Source organism: Pseudomonas sp. Z4-7, from assembly GCF_051131965.1.
GTDB lineage: Bacteria > Pseudomonadota > Gammaproteobacteria > Pseudomonadales > Pseudomonadaceae > Aquipseudomonas.
Window position 1 is genome coordinate 2,297,591 of the sequence record NZ_CP071642.1, and the last position, 25,019, is coordinate 2,322,609.

The following is a 25,019-nucleotide window of genomic DNA, read 5'->3' on the forward strand; positions in this document are numbered from 1 at the left end:
TGATGGGGCCGTCGGTCGCGGCCTTAGCGTTACGAATCTTTTTTCTATATGACTGCGTTCCACGTTTCCACCGTAATCGCCCAGAAACGGATGTTCCTGCAAAATTGCAAGATTGGCCAGATTGTGACCGTCCGCTTCTGGCCGATTGCTGCCGTTCAGTACTCTCCAACATGCCCACGGCGCTAAGTGCAGAAAACGTCCAGGCACGTGCATACGAGCGCCCTTCGAGGCAAAAAACGGGCGCCACCAACGCCCGTTCTCCCATCAATCTTCAACGCTCTCCTGAAGCCGCCGCCCAATCACCTCCAACAAATCACACCCATCCCTTAGCGGAATCGCCAGCAACTGCGCGAAATCCGAAAGCACTACCGTATCGCTGCCAATCTCGGCACGAAACGCAATATTTTCCAGAACCTGTGTCACGACCCGAATACGGTAATCAGCCGTAGCATGCAGAACATCAAGCGGTGCCTGACTATCAATCAGCAGCGAAGCCGGGGTGCAGTCGATGCCGGTGATGGGGATGTATCTTTCCATGGGAATGCTCCGATCAGATTAATGGGCTGATCCGATCGCAGGTCGCCAAACCTGGTCGCCCTTCCAAGCGACGCAACCGACTATAAGTTCAAGTACCCGTCAGGAACAGGTGACCATTTCCGAGAGTCGCGTAGGAATTATCACAACTCACCCCCAACGCGTCCCCAACACAATCCCCTGCGCCTTGAACCCCTCAAGCGCCGCCACTCCCATTGGCATCAACTCCCGCACCGACACTCCAACCACTTCAGCCAACGCCACCAAATGCTCGCGCCCACTGCGCCGATTCTCCATCAGCGAAACCAACAGCGCATACGCCATTGGCGCCATCCGCGAAAACGTCACATGCCCTTCGCGCCGCTGCAGCAGCACCAAGGTCGGGGCCACAGGCTTTTCGGTGGGCTGATGATCCAGCCCGATGTCGCACACCGGCCATTCATAGGCATGTGCCTGCGCGAGTCCGGAAACCACGGGGGCGCCTTCGATCAGATCACCGTGGGGATTGTGTGACGGCTCCACCGCATCGCTCAGCAGCAGGGCGCTTTCGCTCCATTCGTGTTGGGCGAGTTCGGGCAGCCATGGGGGGAAATCGTGCGCATCCTCGTGTTGTTCCAGGTAGGCGACAAACTCACCGGCAAGCTGTGTGAACAGTGGCGTCTGGCAGCGGTAGTTGGCGTAGAAGTCGTGGACCAGTCGTTGCCAGTCGGCGCGCGGCAGGGTTTGGTGGATGACCGGGAAGCTGGCGGCGAGCAGTGATTCGATGTTGCCGATGAACAGTTGGCGGTAGATGGCCAGGCGTCGGGCTTCCAGCCCGAGTGGGGGCGGGTGGTGGGGGTTGCGGACGAAGTTGGCCATGCAGTTGAGTTGGTCGAGCAATTGTTCAGGCATGGCGGGCCTCCGGGGTTGCCGGGTAGGCGAGTTGTTGAAGCTGTTTGATCTGCCCGACTTCGGCGAGCAGTTCGGTCAACGGCGGGAAGTTGAAGTCGCGTTCCAGCAATGTCGGCACCGGTCCGAATTGTTGGTAGGTCTGGTACAGAAGCGTCCAGACGTCTTGCTTGACGGCCGCGCCGTGGGTGTCGATTTTCAGGTCGTCGGCTTCGTCGTAATGGCCGGCGACGTGCAGGTAGCTGACGCGTTGCGCGGGCAGGGCGGCGAGGAATTTCTGGGCGTCGTAGCGGTGGTTGATGGCGTTGACGTAGAGGTTGTTGACGTCCAGCAGCAGGTCGCAGTCGGCTTCTTCGAGGACTGCGGTGATGAAGTCGATTTCGCTCATGGCCTGGAAGGGCGCGGCGTAGTAGGAGATGTTTTCCACGGCGATGCGCTGGCCCAGTAGGTCCTGGGTCTGGCGTATGCGCGCGGCAACGTGATGGACGGCTTCTTCGGTGAAGGGGATCGGCAAGAGGTCGTAGAGGTGGCCGCTGGCGGAGCAATAGCTCAGGTGCTCGCTGTAGGTCGCCACGCCGTAGCGATCGAGAAAGCGCCGGGTGCCGCGCAGCAGGTCGAGGTCGAGAGGTTGTGGGCCGCCGAGGGACAGGGACAGGCCGTGGCAGGTGATGGGGTGTCTTGCGGCCAGTTGATCGAGTTGTTCGGCGTAGACACCGCCGACGCCGATCCAGTTATCCGGCGCGCATTCGAGGAAATCCGCGGCGCCCGGGGGCATTTTCAGCAAGTCGCCAAGCATGGCGCGACGCAGGCCGAGCCCGGCGCCGTTGGGTGAAGTGAACGTGCTCATCGCAATTCTCCAGGGATGGCCAGACCCTCCCGGTGTGAACCGCCGGGAGGGCGCGGGCGAAGGGCTTTATTCCTTGGCTTGGCTCATGCGGGTGAATAGCTCGGTGGGCACTTTCTTGCCGTTGGCGGTGTATTGGCCGGTGCGGTATTTGTAGGTTTCCGCTTCGGACAGGTAGCCGTCGTGGTTGCTGTCCATCTTTTCGAACTCGGCTTTTTCGGTCGGCGCCACGCTGAGGAATTCCTTCAGCGACACGCGATCATCTTTGTCGGTGTCAGTGCGGGCGAAGGACGCGTCGCCACATTTGCCTTCACCGCATTTGCCTTCGGCCTGGGTGACTTTTTTGCCCGATTCGGCGGCGCCGCATTTGCCTTCGCCGCACTTGCCTTCGGAGGTTTTTTCCGCCGAGGCCAGTTGATAACCCTGGGGCAGGGCGTCGACCGCGAAAGCCGACTGGGCGAGGCTCAAGCCGCCGGACAGGGCAAGTGCGGCAAGGGCGAGGCGAGCGGTGTTCGAGTTTTTTGTACGGGTCATGAGACTTCTCCAGATAAGAGCTGTGTGGCCCCTGGCAACGTTGCGTGGGGCGTGTGCCGTGGCGGCGTCACGTTGCTTGCCCGGTGCTGGGCACGTCGGGTCGAAGCAAGGCGCGACTGGCCTGTTCGGACGGGGCCATTTGGCGCTTGTCGTGTATCTGGGATGTGTCGTGCGGCGGTGTGTTTGTATTGCTGTGTGTCGCGGATACAGAGCGCTGCAACAGGGGCCGCGCTCAGTTCAGATCATGCAAGTCCTTGCCCAGCGCAGGCCCGAGCGTCCAGTCGGAAAAAGCGACTTTCAAGCCGCCGCGCTTGGGGCTGCACGCCATCGGGCCGACGCGGTAGGTCGGTGCGATGGGAAACGGGCATAAGCGCACCAGCGGCCAACGAAGTCCATCGGCGGAAACCTGCAAGCGCAGTACGCCATTGGCGACCGTGGCGCGCATCCAGAAGTCGTTGGGATCGGCGGTGTACGGGCTGGTCGCCCAGTCGGATTGTCCGTCGGTGAGTACGCTGCCGAGCATCGCCTGGCCGTCGCTCAGTTCGATCCCGGCCTTGACCCATTGGCGTTCGTTGATGCGGACCATCAGGCCGGCCTGGTCGTACAGGGCTTCGAAGGTGCCTTGGATGCGTAGTTGGCAGGTGAAGCTGGGTGGGGCTTCGACGCCGAGGAAATGGCCGCTGTCGTGGGTGAAGCCGTAGTGGGTTTCGCGCCAGAAGTCGGTAGCGTTGTCGGTTTCCAGGTGCAGGGAGTTTGTTGTTGCGGCGCTGTGGATTTTGGGTTCGTTCAGCCATGAGCCGTTTAGCAGGCTGTGGGGGGGTGTATTGGGTTTGTCAGGCATCGTCGTGCTCCTGGTTCGAGGGGTTTGGAGTCGACAGATGAGCCGGGGGGTAGTTCAGAAAGAGGGGGGCTGCTGCGCAGCCCAGCGGGAGCAAGCTCCCTCGCCACGGGTTTGGTGTGTTTCTTACAGAAAATGGGCGCTTATGGGGTGAATGAACGAAATCTCTGACGACTTTTTAGGGTTGGCCTTCGGAAGTGCCGCGCCTAGCATGGGCTAGCACAACGCTGTGTGAAGAACTTCATATCGTGAGGATAAATCGATGCTGGGAAGTCAGGATGTCAAGCTTCAGTATGCCCGCACTTTGGATCATGCGACTGAGGTGTTCGGCAGCCAGTCGTTGGCTCAAGACTGGTTGAAGAAACCCTGCAGGTACCTGGACGGTCATGTGCCCTTGGAGTTGATCGACAAGCCGCTGGGCTTTCAAACGGTAAAGGATTACCTGCGCCGTATCGAGCAAGGGGTTTATCAATGAATCCCTTGCCTGATACGCGATGATTGTTGGGTTGCTTGATCGCGCATGTCTCTACTTCTTGACCGAATAATCCGCCCCCCAGACCCGTACGGCGCTGATCGCCTCGTTCATGCCTTCGAAAACGAATTTCTGTCGTACGGCGATCTTCGGTGGGACGGTGACTTCGTCGGGGTTGTCCAGACCGGTGAGGCGGTTGGCGTAGCCGGCCTGGTCGATGGCCAGCAGGGTGCCGGTTTGTCCGAGGTTGATCAGGCGCAGTTGGGTGTCGGTGCTGTTCTTGAAGCCGAGGGTGATGGTGACGTTTTCTTCGCTGGGCTCAAGCTTCAGCACTTCGATGGTGATGCGGTCTTTCATTTGCTCGCCGGAGGAGATGATCGCGGCGCCATCGGTGCCCTGGACCGACTCGCGCCCGTCGAGCACGCCTTCGCTCACACCGCCCAACAGGTTCTTGCCTGCGGTGATGAACGACGAGACCGCGGATTTGGTCGAGTCCTTGATGACGCTTTCCGCCGGCTCGCCCTCGGCCAGGCACAGAGAGCTGATCAGAAGACCTGAGACTAAGAGGGTGGCGCGTGACGGAAGGGGCATACCTGAATCCTTTAGGGTGGCTAGCAGCACGCCGGGCAAATGAGCGTGCGGCATGATAGCCGGGATCATGGCGTACTTCTGCAGTTCTGGCTTGGCGGGTTTCTGGCTTTATGCGCTGATCCGCATTTTTTGGTCGCAGGTGCGTCTGTAACGGTATCAGTTACCGCTCCACAATTCGGCCGTGCCGCAATGACTCTATTGGGAGAATGCTCATGGCGAAGATGGCGATTTTTCTGGGTGGTTTTCTGGCGTTGACGTTGCTGATTGGTGTGCTGGCGACGATCTCGCCTGTTTAAACAGCTTTTCTTGTGGCGAGGGAGCTTGCTCCCGCTGGGGCGCGCAGCGGCCCTGAACCCTGGCAACTCGATCTGCAACGGCGCCTCCGAGTATTTGGGGCCGCTGCGCAGCCCAGCGGGAGCAAGCTCCCTCGCCACAACAGCTCTCACTCAACAACAGGTGCTTTGTTCAGCGATGCAATATCACCTGCGCAATCTCCTGCAACGGCATCACCCGCTGCGCGGCGTTGAGTTTGATGGCTTCCTTGGGCATGCCGAACACCACGCAGCTAGCCTCGTCCTGGGCCACCGTGGCGCTGCCGGCGTCGAGCATTTCCTTGAGGCCGCGGGCGCCGTCGTCGCCCATGCCGGTCATGATGATGCCCGTGGCATTGCGGCCGGCGAACTTCGCCACCGAGCGGAACAGCACATCCACCGAAGGGCGATGGCGATTGACCAGCGGGCCGTCCACTACCTGCACGTGATAGAACGCGCCGCTGCGGGTCACCATCATGTGCTTGCCGCCGGGGGCGATGAGGGCCAGGCCCGGGTGGATGCGGTCGTTGTTTTTCGCTTCGCGCACTTCGATCTGGCACAGGCTGTTGAGCCGCGCGGCGAAGGATGCGGTGAATTTTTCCGGCATGTGCTGGACGATGACGATGCCCGGACACACCCGTGGCAGGGCGGTGAGCACCGCTTCCAGCGCCTGGGTGCCGCCGGTGGAGGTGCCCATGGCGACGATGCGTTCGGTGGTCTGGGCCATGGCGTGGCCGTTGGCGGCGGGCAGCATGGCGTCGGCGGTGAGTTTGGTCGCCGGGGTCAGCGGCGTCGCCGGAGCCGGGCGCTTGCCCAGGTTGCGGACGTTGACCTGGGCGGCGGCACGGATGGCGGACACCAGTTCCGGGGCCGATTCCAAGAGGAAATTCTTCAAGCCGCTGGTGGGCTTGGTGATGATTTCCACCGCACCGGCGGCCATGGCTTGCAAGGTGGTTTCCGCGCCCTTGGGCGTCAGCGACGAGCAGATCACCACCGGGGTAGGCCGTTCGCTCATGATTTTTTTCAGGAAAGTAATGCCGTCCATGCGCGGCATTTCCACGTCCATCACGATCACGTCGGGCCATTCCTTCGCCAGTTTATCCATGGCGAAGATCGGGTCGGAAGCCGCGCCGATGACATTGATGTCCGGCGTGTCACTCAGGATCGCCAGCAATACCTGGCGGACCACGGCGGAATCATCCACCAGCAATACGTTTATCTTTTTGCCTGACATGGTTAGTGCAGGGTCCTTATCGGTTGGTGCCTGACCCAGACGTCACCCGTGCAAAGGTCAAAAATGATGCTCCGGTGGCCGGTGCTGCCCATGTCCTGGGCGATCAGGTCCAGGCGATAGAGCGCGGCCATTTCCAGCGCCGCGTTGACGTTCGACCGTGCCACGTCGCCAAATGCCACATGGCGTTGCAATTCGGGGAACATCTCGCCGCCGCCGAACAGCTTGAGCTGGTATTCCTCGGGCTCGGTGCGATGGGCCCGGGCCTGGCGGACGAATAGCTCGATGGCTTCATCGGCGTACATCCCGTCCAGCGCGGTGGAGCACCGCACCCGGCTGGGCAACATGAAGTGGCACATGCCGCCGATCTTGCGTTGCGGGTGCCAGAGCGTGATTGCCACGCAGGAGCCGAGGATCGTCCGCAGCCGGGTCGGGCAGGTCGCAAAGCGAAACTCTCCCGGCCCGAGGTAGACCTCCGCTACCTGCTTTATCGCGGCGCTCATGGCTTGCGATAAATCGAAGGGGCGACCAATTTCAGCGCATCGGACACGCCATTGAGGCTCTCCGAATGGCTGACGATGAAATAGCCGCCAGACTTGAGCCGAGGGATCAGTCGCGCAACCACTTTGCTTTTGGTGGGTTGGTCGAAATAGATCATCACGTTGCGCAGGAAAATCACATCGAACTCCCCCAGCTCCGGCAGGGTGTCGTTGAGGTTGACCTGGATGAAGTTGACGCGGTTGCGCAGCGCCCGATCGATGAGCATCGTGCCTTGCTGGCTGCCGGTGCCCTTGAGGCAATATTTCACCAGCAACGGATGGGGCAGGTTGCGCGCGCGTTCCATTGGGTAATGCCCGGAACGGGCCTTGGCCAACACCTGGGTGCTGATGTCCGAACCGATGACTTCCCATGGCGTGGTGCCCAGGCTTTCGGCCAGAGTCATGGCGAGGCTATAGGGCTCCTCGCCGGAGGAACTGGCCGCGCTCCACAGGCGGAAGGTCTTGCCCGGCGTCGCGTGGGGCAGCACATGGTCGCGAAGAAAGTCGAAGTGCTTGGGCTCGCGGAAAAAATAGGTCTCGTTGGTCGTGAGCAGGTCCAGCGCCACCTGCAGTTCGTCGCTGCGCTGGCCGCTCATGATCAGCGTGAAATATTCGCCATAACTGTCCAGTTCATAGTGCTTGAGGCGCTTGAACAGCCGCCCGGCCACCAGGGCTTTCTTGGCCGGCGACAGGTTGATGCCGGCGGCCTGGTACAGCCAGGTTTGAAACTGGCTGAACTCCCGGTCGCTGAGGGCCATTGAATTCACTGTGCGTTCCTTGCAAGTGTCTGTGCTCATGAGGCTGGCGCTTCCAACGCAGCGGGGCTGGCCTGGGCGAGTTCGGACATCTCGTCGATGGACAGCACCCGGTCGACCTCCAGCACGATGACGAACTTGCCATCGACCTTGGCCATGCCGCTGATGAAGTCGGCGCGGATCTTCGCGCCGAAACTCGGCGGTGGTTCGATCTGCGAGGCCGGGATCTCCAGCACCGCCGACACCGTGTCCACCAGCAGGCCGATATCCTGGGCCTGACCATCAGCGCTGGCGGCCTCGATGATGACCACGCAACTGCGCCGGCTGATGGCGGAATTTGGCCGGCCGAAACGGGCCGACAGGTCCACCACCGGCACGACCGCACCCCGCAGGTTGATCACCCCGCGCACGAAGGCCGGCATCATCGGCACGACGGTCAGGTTGCCGTACTCGATGATTTCCTTGATGCACAGGATGCCGATGGCGAACATCTCCGTGCCGAGCATGAACGTCAGGTATTGCGCTTCTTCCTCGACCGCGCTGACGGTTTGACGTGTGGTCGCGATGGCGCCCATAGCTTTTTCTCCTTTAGGCAAGCCTGTGGAACCGGGCCATCAGAACCGGGTGAATTCCGATTCGTCCGGCGCGCTGGCCATGTTGTAGGCAAATGCCTTGGGCATCACCGGTGCCGGTGCCCGTGCCGGTTTGCGGCTGGACGGACCTGGGGTGTTATCGACCCTGGCGCTCTGCATGGCGGACTTGGCTGGCGTGTCCAGGGTGAAGAAGCTCATGGCCTGTTGCAGCTGTTCGGCCTGGCTGCTCATCTCTTCAGCGGTGGCGGCCAGTTCTTCGCTGCTGGAGGCGTTCTGCTGGGTCACCTGGTTGAGCTGAGTCATGGCGGTGTTGATCTGCGCCACGCCGGCGGCCTGTTCTTCGGAGGCAGCACTGATTTCTTGCACCAGGTCCGAAGTCTTGTTGATGGACGGGACCATTTCGTTGAGCAGGTTCCCGGCCTTCTCCGCCATGTCGACGCTGCTGGACGACAGTTCGCCGATTTCCTGGGCGGCAACCTGGCTGCGCTCAGCCAGTTTGCGCACTTCGGCGGCGACCACCGCGAAGCCTTTGCCATGTTCGCCGGCGCGGGCCGCTTCGATGGCGGCGTTAAGCGCCAGCAGGTTGGTCTGGTAGGCGATGTCGTCGATGATGCTGATGCGCTGGGCGATTTTTTTCATCGCCACCACGGTCTGCTGCACCGATTCGCCGCCGTCGGTGGCTTCCTTGGCGGCCTTGCTGGCCATGCCGTCGGTAACCTTGGCGTTCTCGGTGTTCTGGTTGATGCTGGCGCTCATCTGCTCGATGGAGGCGCTGGTTTCCTCGACGCTGGCCGCCTGTTCGCTGGTGGCCTGGCTCATCGATTGCGCGGTGGCGCTGACTTCTTCGGAGGCGCTGGCGAGGTTGTCCGCCGCGTTGCGCACTTCACCGATGATGTGCGAGAGCTTGCCAACCATATTCTGCATGGCATTGAGCACCATGCCGGTTTCGTCCTTGGAGCCGGCTTCGATTTTCGCGTTCAGGTTACCTTCGGCCAGTTGTTCGGCGACGGCGGCGGCCTGCTTCAGCGGACGGGAAATGATCCGCGAGATGAACAGCGCCAGGCCCAGGCCCACCAGCAAGGCGGCAGCCAGCACGGCGATGATCGACAGGCGTGCATTCTCATACAGCTGGGTGCCGTGTTCGCTGGCGGCGCCGGCACCGACGTCGTTCAGTTCCACGAGTTTTTGCAGGTCGCTTGTCACCAGGTCGAACTGGCGTTTGGACTCGCCTTTGAGCAGCGCCATGGCTTGCTCGGTCTGGTTCTGCCGGGACAGCGCGAACAGATCCTTGCTGACCACCAGGTAAGCGGCCCAGTCGTTGCGGGTGGTTTCGAACAGTTGACGGTCTTCGGCGGTGGAGAGCAGTTTTTCATAGGTGCCGAGACGGGTTTCGAAGGCCTTTTTCGCTTCGTCGGCTTCCTGCTCCAGCGTTACGCGTTCTTGCTCGGAGTCGGCGGAAATATGACGGTTTTCCTTGAGGCGAAAGCTCGCTGCGTAGAAGCGCATGCCCGAGGCGGCGCGCATGGACGGCATCCAGTTCTCGCGGATCTCGGTGGTGGTGCCGTTCACCTGGCCCAGCTGGTGGATCGAAAACACGCCCATGACGGCGGTCAGCGCCAACACCACGAGGAACGAGGTGATCAGTTTGGTGGCGATTCTAAGGTCGTAGAACCATTTCATTGGGGAATACCTCTCCATGGAGTGTTGAAGCGTCAGCGAGCGTTGGCTTGTTGTAATGGGGTCGGGTTGTAGCGGTTTTCTGTTTGTGCGATCTGGGTGAGCAGGGCAGGTACGTCGAGAATCAACGCCACCGCACCGCTGCCCAGAATGGTCGAGCCGCTGATGCCGCGCAGTGCGCCGAACAGCTTGCCCAAGGGTTTGATCACGGTCTGGAATTCACCCAGCAGGTCATCCACCACCAACCCGGCCTTGAGTTCGGCGTAGCGCACCACCACCACGTTCTGCCGGCGCGAGGCCGGGCCTTCGTGATGGAAGTGATCGCGCAGGTACACCAGCGGCAGCACTTCGCCGCGCAGGTCGAGGTAGCCCTGTTCGCGACTGGCGACGCCATCGTCTTCACTCAGTTCGATGCATTCCTGCACCATGTCCAACGGAATCACATAGGTGGACTGGCCGATGCCGACGAGGAAGCCATTGATGATCGCCAGCGTCAGCGGCAGGCGGATGCGCACCACGGTGCCCTTGCCCGGTTGGCTGTCGAGGTCGACGGTGCCGCGCAGCAGTGTGATGTTGCGCTTGACCACGTCCATGCCCACACCGCGCCCGGACAGGTTGGTGACGGCCTGGGCGGTGGAGAAGCCGGGTTCGAAAATCAGGTTGTAGATTTCCTGGTCGCTCAGGTTCGCGCCGGCGGCGATCAGGCCGCGCTCGTGGGCTTTTTCCAGGATGCGGTCGCGGTTGAGGCCGGCGCCGTCGTCGGCGATTTCCAGCACGATGCTGCCCGAGTCGTGGTAGGCGTTGAGGTGCAGGTGACCCTTGGCCGGTTTGCCGGCGGCCATCCGCGCCTCGGCGGTTTCGATGCCGTGGTCCATGGCGTTGCGCAGCAGGTGCATGAGCGGGTCGCCGATCTTTTCCACGACGGTCTTGTCCAGCTCGGTTTCCGCGCCGCTGATGATCAGGTCGATGTCCTTGCCCAGTTCCTGGCTGACGTCGCGCACCACCCGGCGAAAGCGGTTGAAGGTTTCGCCGATGGGGATCATCCGCAGGCGCAGGGCACCATCGAGAATCTCTTCCACCAGCCCGGACACCGATGAGGTGGCTTCCTGCAACGGGTCGTTCTGGCACGTGCGGGCCAGCAGGCTGGCGCCGGCACTGGCGATCACCAGTTCGCCGACCAGGTTGATCAGTTCGTCGAGTTTGTCGGCGTTGACCCGGACGTACGTGCCGTCCCTGCTTTTGCCGTCGCTGGCCACGGCCTGTTTGTCGGGCGCGACCTGGGCCGGCATGCGCGGGGTCTTGCGCTGGTCTGGCAACAGCTCGCCGGTGGTGACCATGGCGGTGCTTTCTTCGCTGGCTGTCTGGGCGGTGGTGACCAAATCGGTGCTCGCCTGGGACTCTGCCTCTGGCGCGGCAACGATCTCGATCACGCAATCTTCGCGAACAAAATCGAAGACTTCGTTGATCGCGGCATGACCGGCGGCGGAGCGAAACCCGATATCAAAACCCAGGTAGCAGGATTCGGCATCCCAGGCTTCGATAGCCGGCATCGCTTCGGTCAGCGTGGTGATCTCGACGATCTCACCGAGGGTCTGCAGATAGCGCAGGAACGACAGCGGGTCCATGCCATTGCGGAACACTTCCTGGCCAAAGCGCAGGCTGATGTGCCAGAGGCGCGCGTCGGTTGACTCGCTCGTTTCAGTTGCCTCTGCGGTAGTGGTTTCGGGCGCGGTCGGGGGCGCCTGGTATTCCTGGAGGATCTGGCACAACTCCATTTCCCGAGCCAGGGCAGGGGGCTGCAAGGTCGAGCCCTGGTTGGCGACCACGTCGATCAGTTCCAGCATGTGATCGCCGGACTTGAGCAGCACCGCGATCAGGCCCGGGTCCACCGCGACGCTGCCTTCACGCAAGCGGTCGAGCACGTCTTCGACGATGTGGGTGAAGCTGACGATCGGCTCCAGGCCGAACAGCCCGGCCGAGCCCTTGATGGTGTGGGCCGCGCGGAAAATTGCGCCGATGGCGTCATCGTCGGCGGGGTCGTTTTCCAGTTGCAGCAGCGATTCTTCCATCGCCTGCAACTGCTCTCGTGCCTCGACGATAAACGTTTGTTGTGCCTGATCGAGATTGATGCTCACGCTCATATCCTTTGTCGTGTCCGACGTGTCGCGGGGCCTCTAGGCAACGAGGTTGCACAGGGCGAGTGTCTCCGTAACGGCTTTGCTCTGGCCGGTCACCGTCAGTTGGGTCCCGGCCTTGGGTGCTTCGCGCTGAATCATCAGCAGCAGTTGCAGGCCGGCGCCGTCCATCTCGGTGATCTGCGACAGGTCCAGTGCCATGTTCGGCGTGGCCCCCAGCCGTGGCAGCAATTGTGCGGCCAGGTCGGCGGCGGTGTAGATCGTCAGCTCGCCGTCGATCTGCACCTGCGCGGTGTCATCTTCTGTTTCGTACAGCAGCGGCATCGAAGCCTCCGGCCATCAAGGAAGAATCAGCTTGGATACCGCCGCCAGCATCTGCGCCGGTTGGAACGGCTTGACCACCCAGGCCTTGGCGCCTGCGGCCTGGCCTTCCTGCTTCTTCGATTCCTGGGATTCGGTGGTGAGCATGATGATCGGCGTGAACTTGTAGCTGGCGAGCTTTTTGACCTCCTTGACGAAGGTGATGCCGTCCATGTTCGGCATGTTCACGTCGCTGATGATCAGGTGCACTTTCTGCCCGGTGAGCTTGCCCAATGCGTCCTTGCCATCGCTGGCTTCGATCACGTCGTAGCCGGCACTTTTCAACGCGATGCCGACTACCTGCCGAACGCTCGCGGAGTCGTCGACAACCAATACACTTTTAGCCATGAACGGCTCTCCTAAAAGAAGGTTATTTCCTGTGAAGTCTGTTGCGCGGCCGAGTCGCCATGATGATTGCGGCGTTGCTCGTCGGTGGCGTAGGTGGTTTCCATGCGCGCCAGCCATTGGCGGGCGTCGATGGAGGCAGCGTGGTCCGGCGACTGGCTGGCCTGCTGCATATGCACGTGCAGGTCCTCGATGTTGTCGCGCACGTGGCTGAGGATCTGGCTGACCCGATCCTGGAATTGGAGATTGACCAGCACTTCGGTGAGCTCGTCGCGAATGCCGAAGCTTTCCCGTTGCAGCATGTCGGCCGAATCGGCGAGACGCTCAGTGACGCTTTTGAAGCGTTCCAGCACGCGCTGAATGCTGCCTTCGGACACGGCCACGGACTGGCTGTCCTGGTCGGCGCCGTTGGAGGCGGCCTGGACCAGTTGGGTGATGGCGGTATTGATGACGTCGACCTTGGCCGACATCTGCTGGCCGGTCTCGCTGGATTTGCTCGACAGTGCGCGCACCGCATCGGCCACTACCGCAAAACCGCGCCCGGCTTCGCCCGCCCGGGCGGCCTCGATGGCGGCGTTCAGGGCCAGCAGGTTGGTCTGGGCGGCAATCGCCGCGACATCGGCGGCCATGGTCCGCAGTTCGCCGGTGTAGGCGGTCAGGTTGCGGACCTGGGTCAGGGTTTCATCACGGCTGGCCTGGGTGGTTTTCAGCGAGTCGATGACCTTGACCAGTTCACCTTCGCTCTGCGCCAGTACCTGGACGGCACCGCCACCGCCGCTGCCGGCCAACTCGCCGGCGGCCTGTTGCGAGGCTTGCACGGTCTCTTCGAGGCGCGAAGAGATACCGGTGAAGCGGGTGGTCAGCGAGACGATTGCGGTTTCAGTCTGCTGGCGTGAGCTTTCGACTTGCTTGGCCCAGATCGGCATCGCGCCGAGGATTACTTCGTTGAGCTGCGCGGTGGCTTTATGGGAAACATGACCGGCGGCTTGCAACTCGTGGCGGGTGATGGCCGCGGCCGTCGCCTCGTCGAGTTGAAGACGTTGTGAACGCGCGCCCAAGATGCCGACGGCCACGCCAAGAACCACCAGCACGATGCTCAAACCGATGTTCTGTGTGCTCGCACCGTTGAGTGCCAGCACGCCGACGCTTGCGGCGACGGCCACGATCAAGGCGTGCCAGAGAATGCGTGGCTGGGTTTTGGCGAGGGAGTGGTCGTGGGAATACGACGTCATGGTTCGGTCCTTGAACAGTGTTGCTGACAGGATATTTGCTGATGACTGGTTATCTGCAAAGCCGACGCGGTCTTGAGGACCAGTCGTCCGGTTTCGACAAAAATAATGGCACATTGCTATCTAAGAATAGACGAAATCCATGAATTGTCGAGGAGGCCTGACCTGCGGATAACCCGTGGCGAGGGAGCTTGCTCCCGCTGGGCCGAGCAACGGCCCCGTTTTAATCGGGTTTAGCCAGAAGTAATCAGCCTTATGGATTTTGGGCCTGCTGCGCAGTCCAGCGGGAGCAAGCTCCATCGCCACAAAGGCGACATCTCTGCAACAGAACGAGAGGATTGAGCTAAATTACCCGGCATTGATTTCGAACCTGCCATCGAGCCCCCATGCCTGCCCAGCCGCTCTGGAAAACCTACTTGCTGTTCCTGGCCCCCATGGTCCTGTCCAATTTCCTCCAGTCGATGTCCGGTACGCTCAACAGCATCTACATCGGCCAGATGCTCGGCACCCAGGCTTTGGCGGCGGTGTCGGGGATGTTTCCCATCGTGTTTTTCTTCATCGCCCTGGTGATTGGACTGGGCGCGGGGGCGGGCGTGTTGATCGGGCAGGCCTATGGCGCCGGCGAGACCGGAACGGTGAAGGCGATCGCCGGCTCGACTTTGCTGTTGGGGGCGATCATCGGGTTGGTGGCCGCGGTGTTGGGCAGCGTCTTTGCTCGCGAGGCCCTGCAAGGGCTCGGCACGCCCGACGATGTGCTCGAAGATGCCATTTCTTACGCGCGGGTGATGATGTGGATCCTGCCGATGCTACTGGTGTTCGTGCTCTTCACCCAGCTGCTGCGCGGTGTGAGTGATACCGTCTCGCCGCTGCTGGCGTTGCTGGTATCCACCAGCGTCGGGATGCTGCTGACGCCGGTGCTGATCCGCGGCTGGCTGGGATTGCCACAGATGGGTATCCAGAGCGCGGCGTGGGCGGGCCTGGTGGGCACCGCATCGGCCATGGCCATGCTGGCGTGGCGCCTCAACCGGCGGGCGCATGCCTTGGCGCCGGACCGCGCGCTGTTCGCCGCGATGCGCCTGGACCGGGATATTCTCGCCAAGGTGCTGCGCATCGGCTTGCCGACAGGGTTGCAGATGGTGGTGATTTCGTTGTCGGAGCTGGTCGTCCTGGCGTTGGTCAATCACCACGGCTCCCAGGCCACGGCCGCCTACGGGGCGGTGACGCAGATCGTCAATTACGTGCAGTTTCCGGCGCTGTCGATCGCCATCACCGCCTCGATCCTCGGCGCCCAGGCCATCGGCGCCGGACACCTGGAACGTCTCGGGCCGATCCTGCGCACGGGGCTGTTGATCAACGTCTGGCTGACCGGTGGCCTGGTGCTGCTGGGGTATCTGTTGTCCCACTGGCTGCTGGGGCTGTTCATCACCGACCCGGCGGCGCGGGTCCAGGCCGAGCACCTGCTGCACATCATGCTCTGGAGCCTGCTGGTGTTCGGCTTCCAGGCCATCATCGGCGGCATCATGCGCGCCAGCGGCACGGTGCTGGTGCCGGTGGCCATCTCGATCTTCTGCATCATCGGCGTGCAAGTGCCGGCGGCCTACCTGCTGGACGCGCACTTCGGCCTGCAAGGGGTGTGGATGGCGTTTCCGGTGGCTTACCTGAGCATGCTGATCTTGCAGGCGGTGTATTACAAACGGGTCTGGCAGCATCAGCGGATCGAGCGGTTGGTGTAATCGCCCGCCACTAAGCCCCTGTGGGAGCGAGCTTGCTCGCGATAGCGTCGGCACATTCAGCATCGATGCAGGCTGATCCACCGCCATCGCGAGCAAGCTCGCTCCCACAGGTTCGGGGGCACGACGATGTTACAGTGGCCGTTATCCACCCTTCATCATTGAGGATCCGATGCCTGTCAGTCTCCCCAGCCCCGTCGCCTACCGCGCCTTCCTCTTCGACATGGACGGCACGCTGCTCAACTCTGTCGCCGCCACCGAGCGGATCTGGACACGCTGGGCCATGCGCCATGGCCTGGACGTGGCGAAATTCCTGCCGACCATCCATGGCGTGCGCGCTGTCGACACCGTCGCCCGCCAGAACCTGCCGGGCGTGGATGCCCAGGCCGAGGCCGCGCAGCTCACCGTCGAAGAAATCGAGGACGTGGAGGGCGTGGTCGAGGTGCCCGGTGCGCTGGCCTTTCTCAAAAGCCTGCCGCCGACGCAATGGGCAATCGTCACCTCGGCGCCCATGGCCTTGGCTTTGCGCCGCATGGAAGCAGCCGGGATTGTGCGTCCGGCGGTGATGGTGACTGCCGAAGACGTGAACGCCGGCAAGCCAAACCCCGATTGCTATCTACTCGCGGCGCAGCGCTTGCAGGTGAAACCGCAGGAATGCCTGGTGTTCGAGGATGCCGAAGCCGGGATCAAGGCCGGCGAGGCGGCGGGCGCGGACGTCATGGTGGTGACGGCCACGCACACGCATCCGGTGGCGACGTTGCACTCGCAGATCGAGGATTACCGTGGGCTGAGTGTCGCGGTGGAGAGCGGATTGATGCACCTTCCAAACCACCGCTAAACCCTGTGGGAGCGAGCTTGCTCCGGGCGGCGATCCGACGATAGCGTTCGTTCAGCCAGCACTGATGCTGGATGGACCACCGCCATCGCGAGCAAGCTCGCTCCCACATTGGATCTGCGGTGATTCGATCAGGTCAGGTCACCACGCGATAGCACGGCACATACGCCGCGCCGCCCGGCAGTTTCATCCGGTGCTGGGCGACGAAGGCCTGCAGCAGCCGATCAAGCGGTTCCATGATGGCGGAGTCGCCGTGGATCTCGTACGGGCCGTGCTCCTCGATCAGACGGATGCCCTTGTCCTTGACGTTACCGGCGACGATTCCCGAAAACGCCCGGCGCAGGTTGGCGGCCAGTTCGTGGGGCGGCAGGTCGCGGCTCAGGCCGAGGCTGGCCATGTTGGCGTGGGTCGGGTCGAACGGGCGCTGGAAACCTTCGTCGATCTTCAGCAGCCAGTTGAAGTGGAACGCGTCGTTGCGCTCGCGGCGGAACTGCTTCACTTCTTTCAGGCCTTGGGTCATCTGCCGCGCCACTTCGGCCGGATCGTCGATGATGATCTGGTAGTGCTTCTGCGCGGCTTCGCCCAGGGTCGCGCCGACAAACGCGTGCAACTGGTCCAGGTACGGCGCGGCGCTTTTCGGTCCGGTGAGCACGACCGGGAAGGGTAGGTCCTGGTTGGCCGGGTGCATGAGGATCCCCAGCAGGTAGAGGAACTCTTCCGCCGTACCGGCGCCGCCCGGGAAGATGATGATGCCGTGGCCGACGCGCACGAAGGCTTCCAGGCGCTTCTCGATGTCCGGCAGGATTACCAGCTCGTTGACGATCGGGTTCGGCGCCTCGGCGGCGATGATGCCCGGCTCCGTCAGGCCCAGGTAACGCCCGCCATGGATACGCTGCTTGGCGTGGGCAATGGTCGCGCCTTTCATCGGGCCTTTCATCACGCCGGGGCCGCAGCCGGTGCAGATGTCCAGGCTGCGCAGGCCGAGTTCGTGGCCGACTTTCTTGGTGTATTTGTATTCTTCGGTGTTGATCGAATGACCGCCCCAGCACACGACGATTTTCGGTTCCACGCCGGGACGCAGGGTGCGGGCGTTGCGCAGCAGGTGGAAGACGTAGTCACTGATGCCCTGGGACGAACTCAGGTCGATGCGCTGGCTGTCCAGTTCGTTCTCGGTGTAGACGATGTCGCGCAGGGCGCTGAAGAGCATTTCCCGGGTGCTGGCGATCATTTCGCCGTCGACGAACGCATCGGCCGGCGCGTTCAGCAGCTCCAGGCGCACGCCCCGGTCCTGCTGGTGAATGCGGATCTCGAAATCCTTGTAGGCTTCGAGGATGGTCTTGGCGTTGTCGACATGGGCGCCGGTGTTGAGGATAGCCAGGGCGCACTGGCGGAAAAGATCGTAGATGCTGCCGGAACCGGCTTCGCTCAGTTGCTGGACTTCGCGCTGGGACAAGGTCTCCAGGCTGCCCTTGGGGCTTACCGAGGCGTTGATTACATGTCTTTGAGTCATTCAGCTTTCCTTGAAAACGATGCCGCGCGCACGACGGCGGCATCTTTGAAAAAACGTCCACGCAGGAAGATCGCACGATCCTTGCGGTATCGCCATGGACTTTGATCCGGGTCCTTCGGGTCGGTGCAACACAAATGAGCCCCAGCATAGCCAAATCGACCGGGGAGGCGATAATGCGCGAGTCTTTTCACGCCACACAAGGAAAATGCGACGCGATGTTCGAGATCAAACCGTGGGACGCCGTGACCTACCGGCAGCAGACCCGCCGCAGCACGCTCATCCTCGCCGTGGTATTCCTGGCCTTGGCGATGCTGCTATCGAGCCTGGCGGTGATGCTGTTCGGCACACCCGGGGGCGATAATTTTCGCTTCAACGTGGGCGGGGTTTTCGCCGCCGTGCTGCTGATGGCCGCGCTCATGCGCGGGTATTTCTGGCAACAGCCGTGGATGGCCGCGGCGGTGTACGGCTGGCAGCTCAAGCGCAGCCTGATGAGCGTTACCAACGTGATGCACCAGGTAAAGGCTGGGGTGCAGGCCCAGGATACGGCGGCGATGAAGCTGCTGCGCTTCTATCATTTGGGCCTGGCCCAGATGCACCTGCTGGATGCCAACTCCAGCGACCAGGCCTCGTTGAGTCGCGAGGCCGATGAACATCTGCAGAACATGCAGGCGCGCGGTCTTGACCCCGAGCAGTCGCGCCTTGACCCGGCCTGGATCGATACCGTGAAACAGGCCTATAAAGCCCGCGATTAGCGGCCGCTCGTCGGTTGCTCAGGTGAAAAAATCAAACCCGGGTGAACGGGCGCCTTTCTCATGAACAGTCATGAAAAGGATAGTCGAGATGCCTGGAAAAATCACTCAAGGAACCTGGGCCATGCTTTGCGTGGCAACGGTGGGGTTGGCAGGCTGCGCGGGCGGCGACAGCCATTCACCGGTGGACGCGCCAGGAGCCGCGAAGAGCCCGACCACCGCGACGCTGGAAGCCGGGGCGGGGCTCATGCAGAACAAACCCCCGTTGCAAGCGCTGGACACCTACCTGGATGGCTTCCATTTCTATAACGGGCGGATGTCCGGGCAAATGGAAGCGCATCACTACTGCACGGCACTGAACGAAGAAGTGTTCCAGTGCGCCATCTTTGATGCCAACACCGCGAACGCCAAGCTCATGGGCGTGGAGTACATCATCAGCAAGCGCTTGTTCGAAGGCTTGCCGGCCGGCGAGAAACAGTTGTGGCACAGCCATGTGCATGAGGTGAAGTCCGGGCAACTGGTCGCGCCAGGGATCCCCGAGGTGGCGGAAACCCGCTTGATGAAAAACCTCGTCAGCACCTACGGCAAGACCTGGCACACCTGGCACACCGAACAGGGCAACGCGCTGCCTTACGGTGTTCCGCAACTGATGATGGGCTTTACCGCCGACGGCCAGATCGACCCGCAGTTGGTGCGTGAGCGCGACAGCCGGATGGGCATCTCCAGCGAAGAGAAAAAACGCGCCCGCGCGGCAATCGAAGCGCTGACAATCGATCCCGGTGCGGATGCTTGGCAGAAGGGGCAGGTGTGGCAGATCAAGGACCCGACGGGGCATGCTCATTAAACGCGAATTTGCCGAATATGCTTTTGTGGCGAGGGAGCTTGCTCCCGCTGGGTTGCGTAGCAGCCCCAAGGCAATCAACTTGGATACTGTGTTTAATTGGATAATTATCAGGGCTGCTGTGCAGCCCAGCGGGAGCAAGCTCCCTCGCCACGGGGCAGGGATAAATTAATTACGGCTGTTTGAAGTGCCCTGGAACATCATGTTCCGTTTCGTTTGGCTTGGTTCTTTTCTGAACTTGGACGTCGCTGATTCCGACGCTTTTCAATTCGGTGAAGGTCACTCTCAAGAGTGCCTCGGCTTCTTCGGTGCTCAGGGTCTCGGTGTCAGCCGCCAGCACCCGATTATCGGGCTGGCCGTCGGCAATGAAACTGACAATGAATCGGTCCTGGCTCATTCGTGACCTCGACAGGTTTAAGCGCCAGGGCGCAGCAACGCTACGCCCCAACGGTTTTTCCGGGTTACGATTTTCTGCCGCCGCCATGGCTGCGTTCGCCACCTTTCTTACCGGCTTCAGAGGCTTTTTCCCGGTCGTTGGCAAAGTTTCCGCCGGAAGCATGTCCGCCTTTCTTGCCGGCTTCGGATGCTTTCTCTCGGTCGTTTGCGAAGTTACCTGGGTTTTTGTTTCCGCTATTAGCCATTTCGAGAATCCTCATTTTGGTTAAGCGAGTAAAACGTGCCTCGCAGTACTGTGAAAGAAATCTGCGGATGGAAGTTTAAAAAAAACGTTTCGCTGGCGACGAACGGTATCAACTAAAGAATTAACGCCCGAGTAACTTATACAGCCGTCTCGCTTGAACTTGTACAGCATCGATTTAATTAATAAGGCAAGCGGCGGCAAATTGTATTTATTCATCATCAAAGGAGTGATTCAGTCCTCGCCGCCGCTGACTTTCCAGTGTTTCGCCTCGGGCGCAAACACCACCTGCTCAACCCGGTGCGCGATGCCGAAAGCCAGCGAATTTTCCGCCGGTATCACTCGCTCCTCGGCGCACAGGCATTTGAAGATATCCAGTTGCGTGGCGGCTCCGGCGGTTTCCTTGACGTAGATTTCCACGTACCGCGCCACGTCGTTGTCCAGGCTCGAGAGGTATTCACGCAAGCGCGAGTGATCCACTGATTTCTGGCCGAAATACCAATTCATCGGGTGTATCAGGAAGCGTGAATGCGGGGTGGTGGTGCGGTCGCTGGCGGCCAGGTACATGACGATGCCCATCGACTCGATGTTGCCGGCATTCACCGCGCGCACGGGCACCGGAAGGGATTTGATAAAGGTATAGAGGGTGAAACCGAAATTGGTGCTGCCGCCGACGGTAGAGAGGTTGAGCATCAGCGAGTCGGCGCCTTTTTCAATGGCTTCCAGGCAATTGTCCCGGAAGCGCTCGGTGGTCCCCTGGTCGATCTGGCAATGGAAATGGACGATGTGTTCGGACATCTGAAACTCCTCTCGACTTCACGCGTTGACGAGTCTGCGGATCAGCGGCTCTGTACAGTTGGGAGTGCACCGGCTGTCGGATGTTCCACTTCCGTCATGCGCTTGTTCAGTTCCGGCAATCAGCCGCCGCTTCGCTCAACAGGCTTCGACGGCTTGGGCCATACGCTGCAGGAATATTGTCAGTGCGGCTTCTTGCGCACTGAGTCCCTTGCGTTCGCGAGGTTTGGGCAGGTCGCTCAGCACACCGCCCATGAAGCCTTCCAGCACGGCGGGGTGGATGTAGCATTTGCGACAGACGGCAGGCGTATTGCCCAACTGCCGGGCGACCTGCCTGACCATTTCGGCAACGTGTCGCTTGGCTTCGGTCTCGGTTTCCCACTGCAATGTGCGCAGCCCGTCCAGCGCCGCCGCGCTGCCTGCCCAGGTGCGATAGTCCTTGGCGGTGAAATCGGCGCCGGTGAGTGTCTTGAGGTAGGCGTTGATGTCCGAAGAGGTGACGGCGTGGCGCTCGCCGTGTTCGTCCAGGTACTGGAACAGGTTCTGCCCGGGAATTTCCTGGCAGCGCTTGATGATCCGTGCCAGGCGTCGGTCCTTCACGGTGATCTGGTGTTCAACGCCGCTCTTGCCACGGAACTGGAAAGCGATGGCGCTGCCGTTGACCGCGACATGCTTGTTGCGCAGCGTGGTCAGGCCGTAGGAACGGTTGTCCCGGGCGTATTGGCTATTGCCGACGCGGATCAGCGTGACGTCGAGCAGCGTGATGACCGTTGCGAGGACTTTATCGCGGCTGAAACCGGGCGTGGCGAGGATTTCCTCGAGGCGTTTGCGCAGTCGCGGCAGGGTGCGGCCGAATTCGAGCATGCGTGAGTACTTGTCCGCATCGCGCACTTCGCGCCAGCGCGAATGGTAGCGGTACTGCTTGCGTCCTCGGGCGTCGCGTCCGGTGGCCTGGAGGTGGCCGCGCGGGTCGGTACAGATCCACACATCGGTGTAGGCCGGCGGAACGGCCAGGGCGTTGATCCGCTGGATTTCGGCGGGATCGGTAATGCGCTGGCCCGACGGGTCAAAGTAACAGAACTTGCCCCGCAGTTTGCGGCGGGTGATGCCCGGGGCGGTGTCGTCGACGTAGTGCAGATCAGCCGGGAGTGCATCGGGCGGCAGGGTGTCGGGCATGTTTGATCCTTGGCGATGAATTCGAATGGCCTCTGAATTGATTGACCGCCGCCCGTTGCGGTCGTGCCGAGTTTCTCACGTCGGCACAGTCCAGTCCCCTGTGGGAGCGAGCTTGCTCGCGATAGCGGTTTGTCTGACACGGGGATGTTGGATGTACCGGCCCCATCGCGAGCAAGCTCGCTCCCACAGGGGCTGTGTCGATACCTACGCCAACACCGCCACCGCCTTGATCTGCGCCCACAGCATCTGCCCCGGATGCAGCTTCAACTGATCCCGGGAATACCGGGTAATCCGCGCCAGCAACGGCGTGCCAGCGGCCTCCAGCCGGATCAGTACATGAGCCGCGTTGTCGCCCGCCAGTTCGCTGACGACCGTCACCGGCAGGCGATTGAGAATGCTGGTCTGTGCATCGTTCGCCAGGCTCAGGCTGACATCCCGCGCCTGTACCTTGAAGCGCAACGGTCGGCCGACAGCCATCGGCTGATGGGCGACACGCACCTGCAACTGGCTGTCGGGCAACGTCAGGGTAAGTAGCTGGTATTGCGGGTCATGGGCGCTGACTTTGCCCTGGATCACCACGCCCGCGTCATCGCCCTGGGCCAATGGCAGGTCGAGTCGCGCCAGGGTCTCGGCGATCGGCCCGCTGGCCAGGGCGCGCCCGGCATCGAGTAGCACGATGTGATCAGCCAGGCGCGCGACTTCGTCCTGGGAATGGCTGACGTACAGCACCGGGATGTCCAGTTCGTCGTGGAGTCGTTGCAGGTAAGGCAGGATTTCGTTTTTGCGCCGCGTATCGAGGGCCGCCAGTGGCTCGTCCATCAGCAGCAGTCGCGGGCTGGTCAGCAAGGCGCGGGCGATGCCGACGCGCTGGCGTTCGCCGCCGGAGAGGTTATGGGGTTGCCTGTCGAGAAGGTGACCGATGCCGAGCAGTTCCGTCGCGTGGTTCATGTCCACGCGCCGTTGCGCCGGTGCTACGCGTTTGAGGCCGAACGCCAGATTGTCGCGTACCGACAGGTGGTCAAACAGGCTCGCCTCCTGGAAAACATAGCCCAGCGCGCGCTGATGAGGTGGCACGAATACGCCGCGCTCACTGTCTTGCCAGACCTCGCCATTGACCTCGATGAAGCCCTGTGAGGGTCGCTCCAGGCCGGCGATGCAGCGCAGGCAAGTGGTCTTGCCGGAGCCGGATTCGCCGTACAGCGCCGTCACCCCACGGCCAGGCAATTGCACGTCCAGGTCGAGGAAAAAGTCGCCGTGGTCGAGTTGAAATCTTGCCTGGATCATCGCTCAGCTCCAGCCTGCACGGGTTCGGCGGCTGGAGTACAGCACCAGCAGCACCAGGAAGGAAAACCCCAGCATCGCCGCCGCCAGCCAATGGGCCTGGGCATATTCGAGGGCTTCGACATGGTCGTAGATCTGCACCGACACCACCCGGGTCTTTTCCGGGATGTTGCCGCCGATCATCAGCACCACGCCGAATTCACCGACCGTGTGGGCGAAACCGAGAATCGCCGCGGTGATGAAACCGGGTCGGGCCAAGGGCAGGATAACGTGGAAAAAAGTGTCGCACGGGCCTGCTCGCAGCGTGGCGGCGACTTCCAATGGACGATTGCCGATGGCGGAAAACGCGTTCTGCAAGGGCTGGACAACAAACGGCATGGAATAGATCACCGAGCCGATCACCAACCCGGTAAAGCTGAAGGTGAGGGTGCCCAGGCCGAGAGCCTGGGTGAACTGGCCGATCCAGCCGTTCGGACCCAACGCCAGCAACAGATAAAAGCCGATCACGGTGGGCGGCAACACCAGCGGCAGTGCCACCACCGCGCCCACCGGCCCGCGCAGCCAGGATCGGGTGCGCGACAGCCACAAGGCGATGGGCGTGCCGATGAGCAGCAGGATCACCGTGGTCAGCGAGGCCAGTTTCAGCGTCAGCCAGATGGCCGCGTAATCGGCGCCGGTCAGCGGCATCAGCGTTGATAACCGAAGGACTGGATGATGGCGGCGGCTTGCGGGCCCTTGAGGTACTCCATCAAGGCCAGGGCGGCAGGGTTATCCCGGCCTTTGTCGAGAACCACCGCGTCCTGTTTGATCGGATCATGCAGCTCGGCCGGGACGATCCATGCCGAACCGCTTGCCAGCTTGCCGTCCTTGTACACCTGGGACAGGGCGACGAAGCCCAGTTCGGCGTTGCCAGTGGAAACGAACTGATAGGCCTGGGTGATGTTCTGGCCTTCGACGAGCTTGTTTTTCACCGGCGCGGACAGCCCGAGTTTTTCCAGTACCTGGGTCGCGGCCAGGCCATACGGCGCGGTTTTCGGATTGGCGATGGACAGGTGCGTGAATGCATTGTCGCGCAGGACCTGGCCCTGGTTGTCGACGTAGTTGTCCTTGGCCGACCACAGCGCCAACGTGCCGATGGCATACGTGAAGCGCGAGCCCTTGACGGTAGCGCCTTCGCTTTCGAGCCTGGCCGGGGTGGTGTCGTCGGCGGCGAGGAAGACTTCGAAGGGCGCACCATTCCTGATCTGCGTATAAAACTGCCCGGTCGCGCCATAGGCGGCTATCAGCTTGTGGCCGGTGTCTTTTTCGAAATCGGCGGCGATGGCCTGTATCGGCGCAGTGAAGTTGGCAGCGACGGCTACCTGCACCTCGTCGGCTTGGGCGGCACTGACACAAAAGCAGGTAGCCAGCAGCAGCCGGGCGAAAGGGTTCGAGCGCATGGGCAGGGTTCCGTGGGGATGGGTTCGCTATATAGCGGAATATATAGCGAATGCCTGGGAAACGGAACGCGGTATTTTGTCGGGTTTGGCGGTGATACGACTGGCCTCATCGCGAGCAAGCTCGCTCCCACAGGTTTTCAAGGCGTCGCA

Annotated in this window: 28 protein-coding genes; 5 read left to right on the forward strand and 23 right to left on the reverse strand. The window is 61.7% G+C overall.

What is annotated here, in order from left to right; genetic code table 11:
- Positions 1-264: 264 nt before the first annotated feature.
- The 5 genes from J3P91_RS10450 to J3P91_RS10470 all read right to left on the reverse strand — a co-directional run bounded on the left by J3P91_RS10450 (position 265) and on the right by J3P91_RS10470 (position 3,641).
- Positions 265-537, reverse strand: a complete 273-nt coding sequence (locus tag J3P91_RS10450; RefSeq protein WP_434603897.1) for a hypothetical protein — start codon at positions 535-537, stop codon at positions 265-267.
- Between the two features lie 147 nt (positions 538-684).
- Complete coding sequence (locus J3P91_RS10455; RefSeq protein ID WP_434603899.1) at positions 685-1,425, reverse strand: HvfC family RiPP maturation protein; 741 nt, start codon at positions 1,423-1,425, stop codon at positions 685-687.
- Entirely contained in the window at positions 1,418-2,269 is an 852-nt protein-coding gene (locus J3P91_RS10460; protein ID WP_434603901.1) for an HvfB family MNIO-type RiPP peptide maturase, read from the reverse strand. The genes J3P91_RS10455 and J3P91_RS10460 overlap by 8 nt, the downstream gene beginning before the upstream one ends.
- Before the next feature lie 66 nt (positions 2,270-2,335).
- Positions 2,336-2,800 carry an HvfA family oxazolone/thioamide-modified RiPP metallophore gene (locus tag J3P91_RS10465; protein WP_305495408.1) on the reverse strand — a complete coding sequence of 155 codons (465 nt, stop codon included), beginning with the start codon at positions 2,798-2,800 and terminating at the stop codon, positions 2,336-2,338.
- A 232-nt stretch (positions 2,801-3,032) separates the two neighbouring features.
- Positions 3,033-3,641, reverse strand: coding sequence for a DUF1349 domain-containing protein (locus tag J3P91_RS10470; RefSeq protein ID WP_434603903.1), 609 nt, complete (start codon positions 3,639-3,641; stop codon positions 3,033-3,035).
- A 259-nt stretch (positions 3,642-3,900) separates the two neighbouring features.
- On the opposite strand from J3P91_RS10470, the gene J3P91_RS10475 reads away from it, so the two are divergent.
- Positions 3,901-4,113 carry an antitoxin Xre/MbcA/ParS toxin-binding domain-containing protein gene (locus J3P91_RS10475; RefSeq protein ID WP_434603905.1) on the forward strand — a complete coding sequence of 71 codons (213 nt, stop codon included), beginning with the start codon at positions 3,901-3,903 and terminating at the stop codon, positions 4,111-4,113.
- Between the two features lie 51 nt (positions 4,114-4,164).
- Here J3P91_RS10475 and J3P91_RS10480 read toward each other — a convergent pair whose 3' ends face one another.
- The 10 genes from J3P91_RS10480 to J3P91_RS10525 form a co-directional block, all read right to left on the reverse strand.
- Positions 4,165-4,701, reverse strand: coding sequence for a hypothetical protein (locus J3P91_RS10480; protein WP_434603907.1), 537 nt, complete (start codon positions 4,699-4,701; stop codon positions 4,165-4,167).
- Positions 4,702-5,166: 465 nt separating this feature from the next.
- The gene (locus J3P91_RS10485; RefSeq protein WP_434568923.1) at positions 5,167-6,246 is read right to left on the reverse strand and encodes a protein-glutamate methylesterase/protein-glutamine glutaminase; all 1,080 of its coding nucleotides are present in this window, start codon (positions 6,244-6,246) and stop codon (positions 5,167-5,169) included.
- A gap of 2 nt (positions 6,247-6,248) precedes the next feature.
- Positions 6,249-6,746 carry a chemoreceptor glutamine deamidase CheD gene (cheD, locus tag J3P91_RS10490; RefSeq protein WP_434603909.1) on the reverse strand — a complete coding sequence of 166 codons (498 nt, stop codon included), beginning with the start codon at positions 6,744-6,746 and terminating at the stop codon, positions 6,249-6,251.
- Entirely contained in the window at positions 6,743-7,579 is an 837-nt protein-coding gene (locus tag J3P91_RS10495; RefSeq protein WP_434603911.1) for a CheR family methyltransferase, read from the reverse strand. The genes cheD and J3P91_RS10495 overlap by 4 nt, the downstream gene beginning before the upstream one ends.
- Positions 7,576-8,112: a chemotaxis protein CheW gene (locus tag J3P91_RS10500; protein ID WP_305495396.1), complete on the reverse strand. Its 537-nt coding sequence runs from the start codon at positions 8,110-8,112 to the stop codon at positions 7,576-7,578. Before J3P91_RS10500 ends, J3P91_RS10495 begins: the two co-directional genes overlap by 4 nt.
- Positions 8,113-8,151: 39 nt before the next feature.
- Positions 8,152-9,810, reverse strand: coding sequence for a methyl-accepting chemotaxis protein (locus tag J3P91_RS10505; RefSeq protein ID WP_434568919.1), 1,659 nt, complete (start codon positions 9,808-9,810; stop codon positions 8,152-8,154).
- Between the two features lie 32 nt (positions 9,811-9,842).
- Positions 9,843-11,942, reverse strand: a complete 2,100-nt coding sequence (locus J3P91_RS10510) for a chemotaxis protein CheA (protein WP_434603914.1) — start codon at positions 11,940-11,942, stop codon at positions 9,843-9,845.
- 39 nt (positions 11,943-11,981) lie between these two features.
- On the reverse strand, positions 11,982-12,266 hold the full coding sequence (locus J3P91_RS10515; protein WP_305495393.1) for an STAS domain-containing protein: 285 nt from the start codon (positions 12,264-12,266) through the stop codon (positions 11,982-11,984).
- A gap of 15 nt (positions 12,267-12,281) precedes the next feature.
- Positions 12,282-12,650, reverse strand: a complete 369-nt coding sequence (locus tag J3P91_RS10520) for a response regulator (RefSeq protein WP_042730627.1) — start codon at positions 12,648-12,650, stop codon at positions 12,282-12,284.
- Positions 12,651-12,661: 11 nt separating this feature from the next.
- A complete protein-coding gene (locus tag J3P91_RS10525) occupies positions 12,662-13,993 on the reverse strand; it encodes a methyl-accepting chemotaxis protein (protein WP_434603916.1) in 1,332 nt (443 codons plus the stop codon).
- A gap of 269 nt (positions 13,994-14,262) precedes the next feature.
- Between J3P91_RS10525 and J3P91_RS10530 the strand changes: the two genes are divergently transcribed.
- Both J3P91_RS10530 and J3P91_RS10535 read left to right on the forward strand, forming a co-directional pair.
- Positions 14,263-15,609, forward strand: coding sequence for an MATE family efflux transporter (locus J3P91_RS10530; RefSeq protein ID WP_434568917.1), 1,347 nt, complete (start codon positions 14,263-14,265; stop codon positions 15,607-15,609).
- Positions 15,610-15,778: 169 nt separating this feature from the next.
- Positions 15,779-16,444 (forward strand): HAD family hydrolase, encoded by a 666-nt coding sequence (locus J3P91_RS10535; protein ID WP_434603917.1) that lies wholly within the window; start codon positions 15,779-15,781, stop codon positions 16,442-16,444.
- A gap of 133 nt (positions 16,445-16,577) precedes the next feature.
- Here the strand turns inward: J3P91_RS10535 and ppnN are convergent, their stop codons facing one another.
- Positions 16,578-17,951, reverse strand: a complete 1,374-nt coding sequence (ppnN, locus tag J3P91_RS10540) for a nucleotide 5'-monophosphate nucleosidase PpnN (RefSeq protein WP_305495382.1) — start codon at positions 17,949-17,951, stop codon at positions 16,578-16,580.
- Between the two features lie 215 nt (positions 17,952-18,166).
- Between ppnN and J3P91_RS10545 the strand changes: the two genes are divergently transcribed.
- Both J3P91_RS10545 and J3P91_RS10550 read left to right on the forward strand, forming a co-directional pair.
- Positions 18,167-18,703: a DUF3087 family protein gene (locus J3P91_RS10545; protein WP_434603919.1), complete on the forward strand. Its 537-nt coding sequence runs from the start codon at positions 18,167-18,169 to the stop codon at positions 18,701-18,703.
- An 88-nt stretch (positions 18,704-18,791) separates the two neighbouring features.
- Positions 18,792-19,544 carry an OBAP family protein gene (locus J3P91_RS10550; protein ID WP_434603921.1) on the forward strand — a complete coding sequence of 251 codons (753 nt, stop codon included), beginning with the start codon at positions 18,792-18,794 and terminating at the stop codon, positions 19,542-19,544.
- A 169-nt stretch (positions 19,545-19,713) separates the two neighbouring features.
- Here J3P91_RS10550 and J3P91_RS10555 read toward each other — a convergent pair whose 3' ends face one another.
- The 7 genes from J3P91_RS10555 to modA form a co-directional block, all read right to left on the reverse strand.
- Complete coding sequence (locus J3P91_RS10555; protein ID WP_434568913.1) at positions 19,714-20,025, reverse strand: hypothetical protein; 312 nt, start codon at positions 20,023-20,025, stop codon at positions 19,714-19,716.
- The gene (locus tag J3P91_RS10560; protein ID WP_186614672.1) at positions 20,003-20,182 is read right to left on the reverse strand and encodes a general stress protein; all 180 of its coding nucleotides are present in this window, start codon (positions 20,180-20,182) and stop codon (positions 20,003-20,005) included. Before J3P91_RS10560 ends, J3P91_RS10555 begins: the two co-directional genes overlap by 23 nt.
- A gap of 230 nt (positions 20,183-20,412) precedes the next feature.
- Positions 20,413-20,976, reverse strand: coding sequence for an ATP-dependent Clp protease proteolytic subunit (locus J3P91_RS10565; RefSeq protein ID WP_039592957.1), 564 nt, complete (start codon positions 20,974-20,976; stop codon positions 20,413-20,415).
- A gap of 135 nt (positions 20,977-21,111) precedes the next feature.
- On the reverse strand, positions 21,112-22,149 hold the full coding sequence (locus tag J3P91_RS10570; RefSeq protein ID WP_434603923.1) for a DNA topoisomerase IB: 1,038 nt from the start codon (positions 22,147-22,149) through the stop codon (positions 21,112-21,114).
- Positions 22,150-22,353: 204 nt separating this feature from the next.
- Entirely contained in the window at positions 22,354-23,433 is a 1,080-nt protein-coding gene (gene modC, locus J3P91_RS10575; protein WP_434568911.1) for a molybdenum ABC transporter ATP-binding protein, read from the reverse strand.
- A 3-nt stretch (positions 23,434-23,436) separates the two neighbouring features.
- Complete coding sequence (gene modB / locus J3P91_RS10580; RefSeq protein WP_434603925.1) at positions 23,437-24,117, reverse strand: molybdate ABC transporter permease subunit; 681 nt, start codon at positions 24,115-24,117, stop codon at positions 23,437-23,439.
- On the reverse strand, positions 24,117-24,869 hold the full coding sequence (gene modA / locus J3P91_RS10585; RefSeq protein ID WP_434603927.1) for a molybdate ABC transporter substrate-binding protein: 753 nt from the start codon (positions 24,867-24,869) through the stop codon (positions 24,117-24,119). Before modA ends, modB begins: the two co-directional genes overlap by 1 nt.
- Positions 24,870-25,019: the final 150 nt, after the last annotated feature.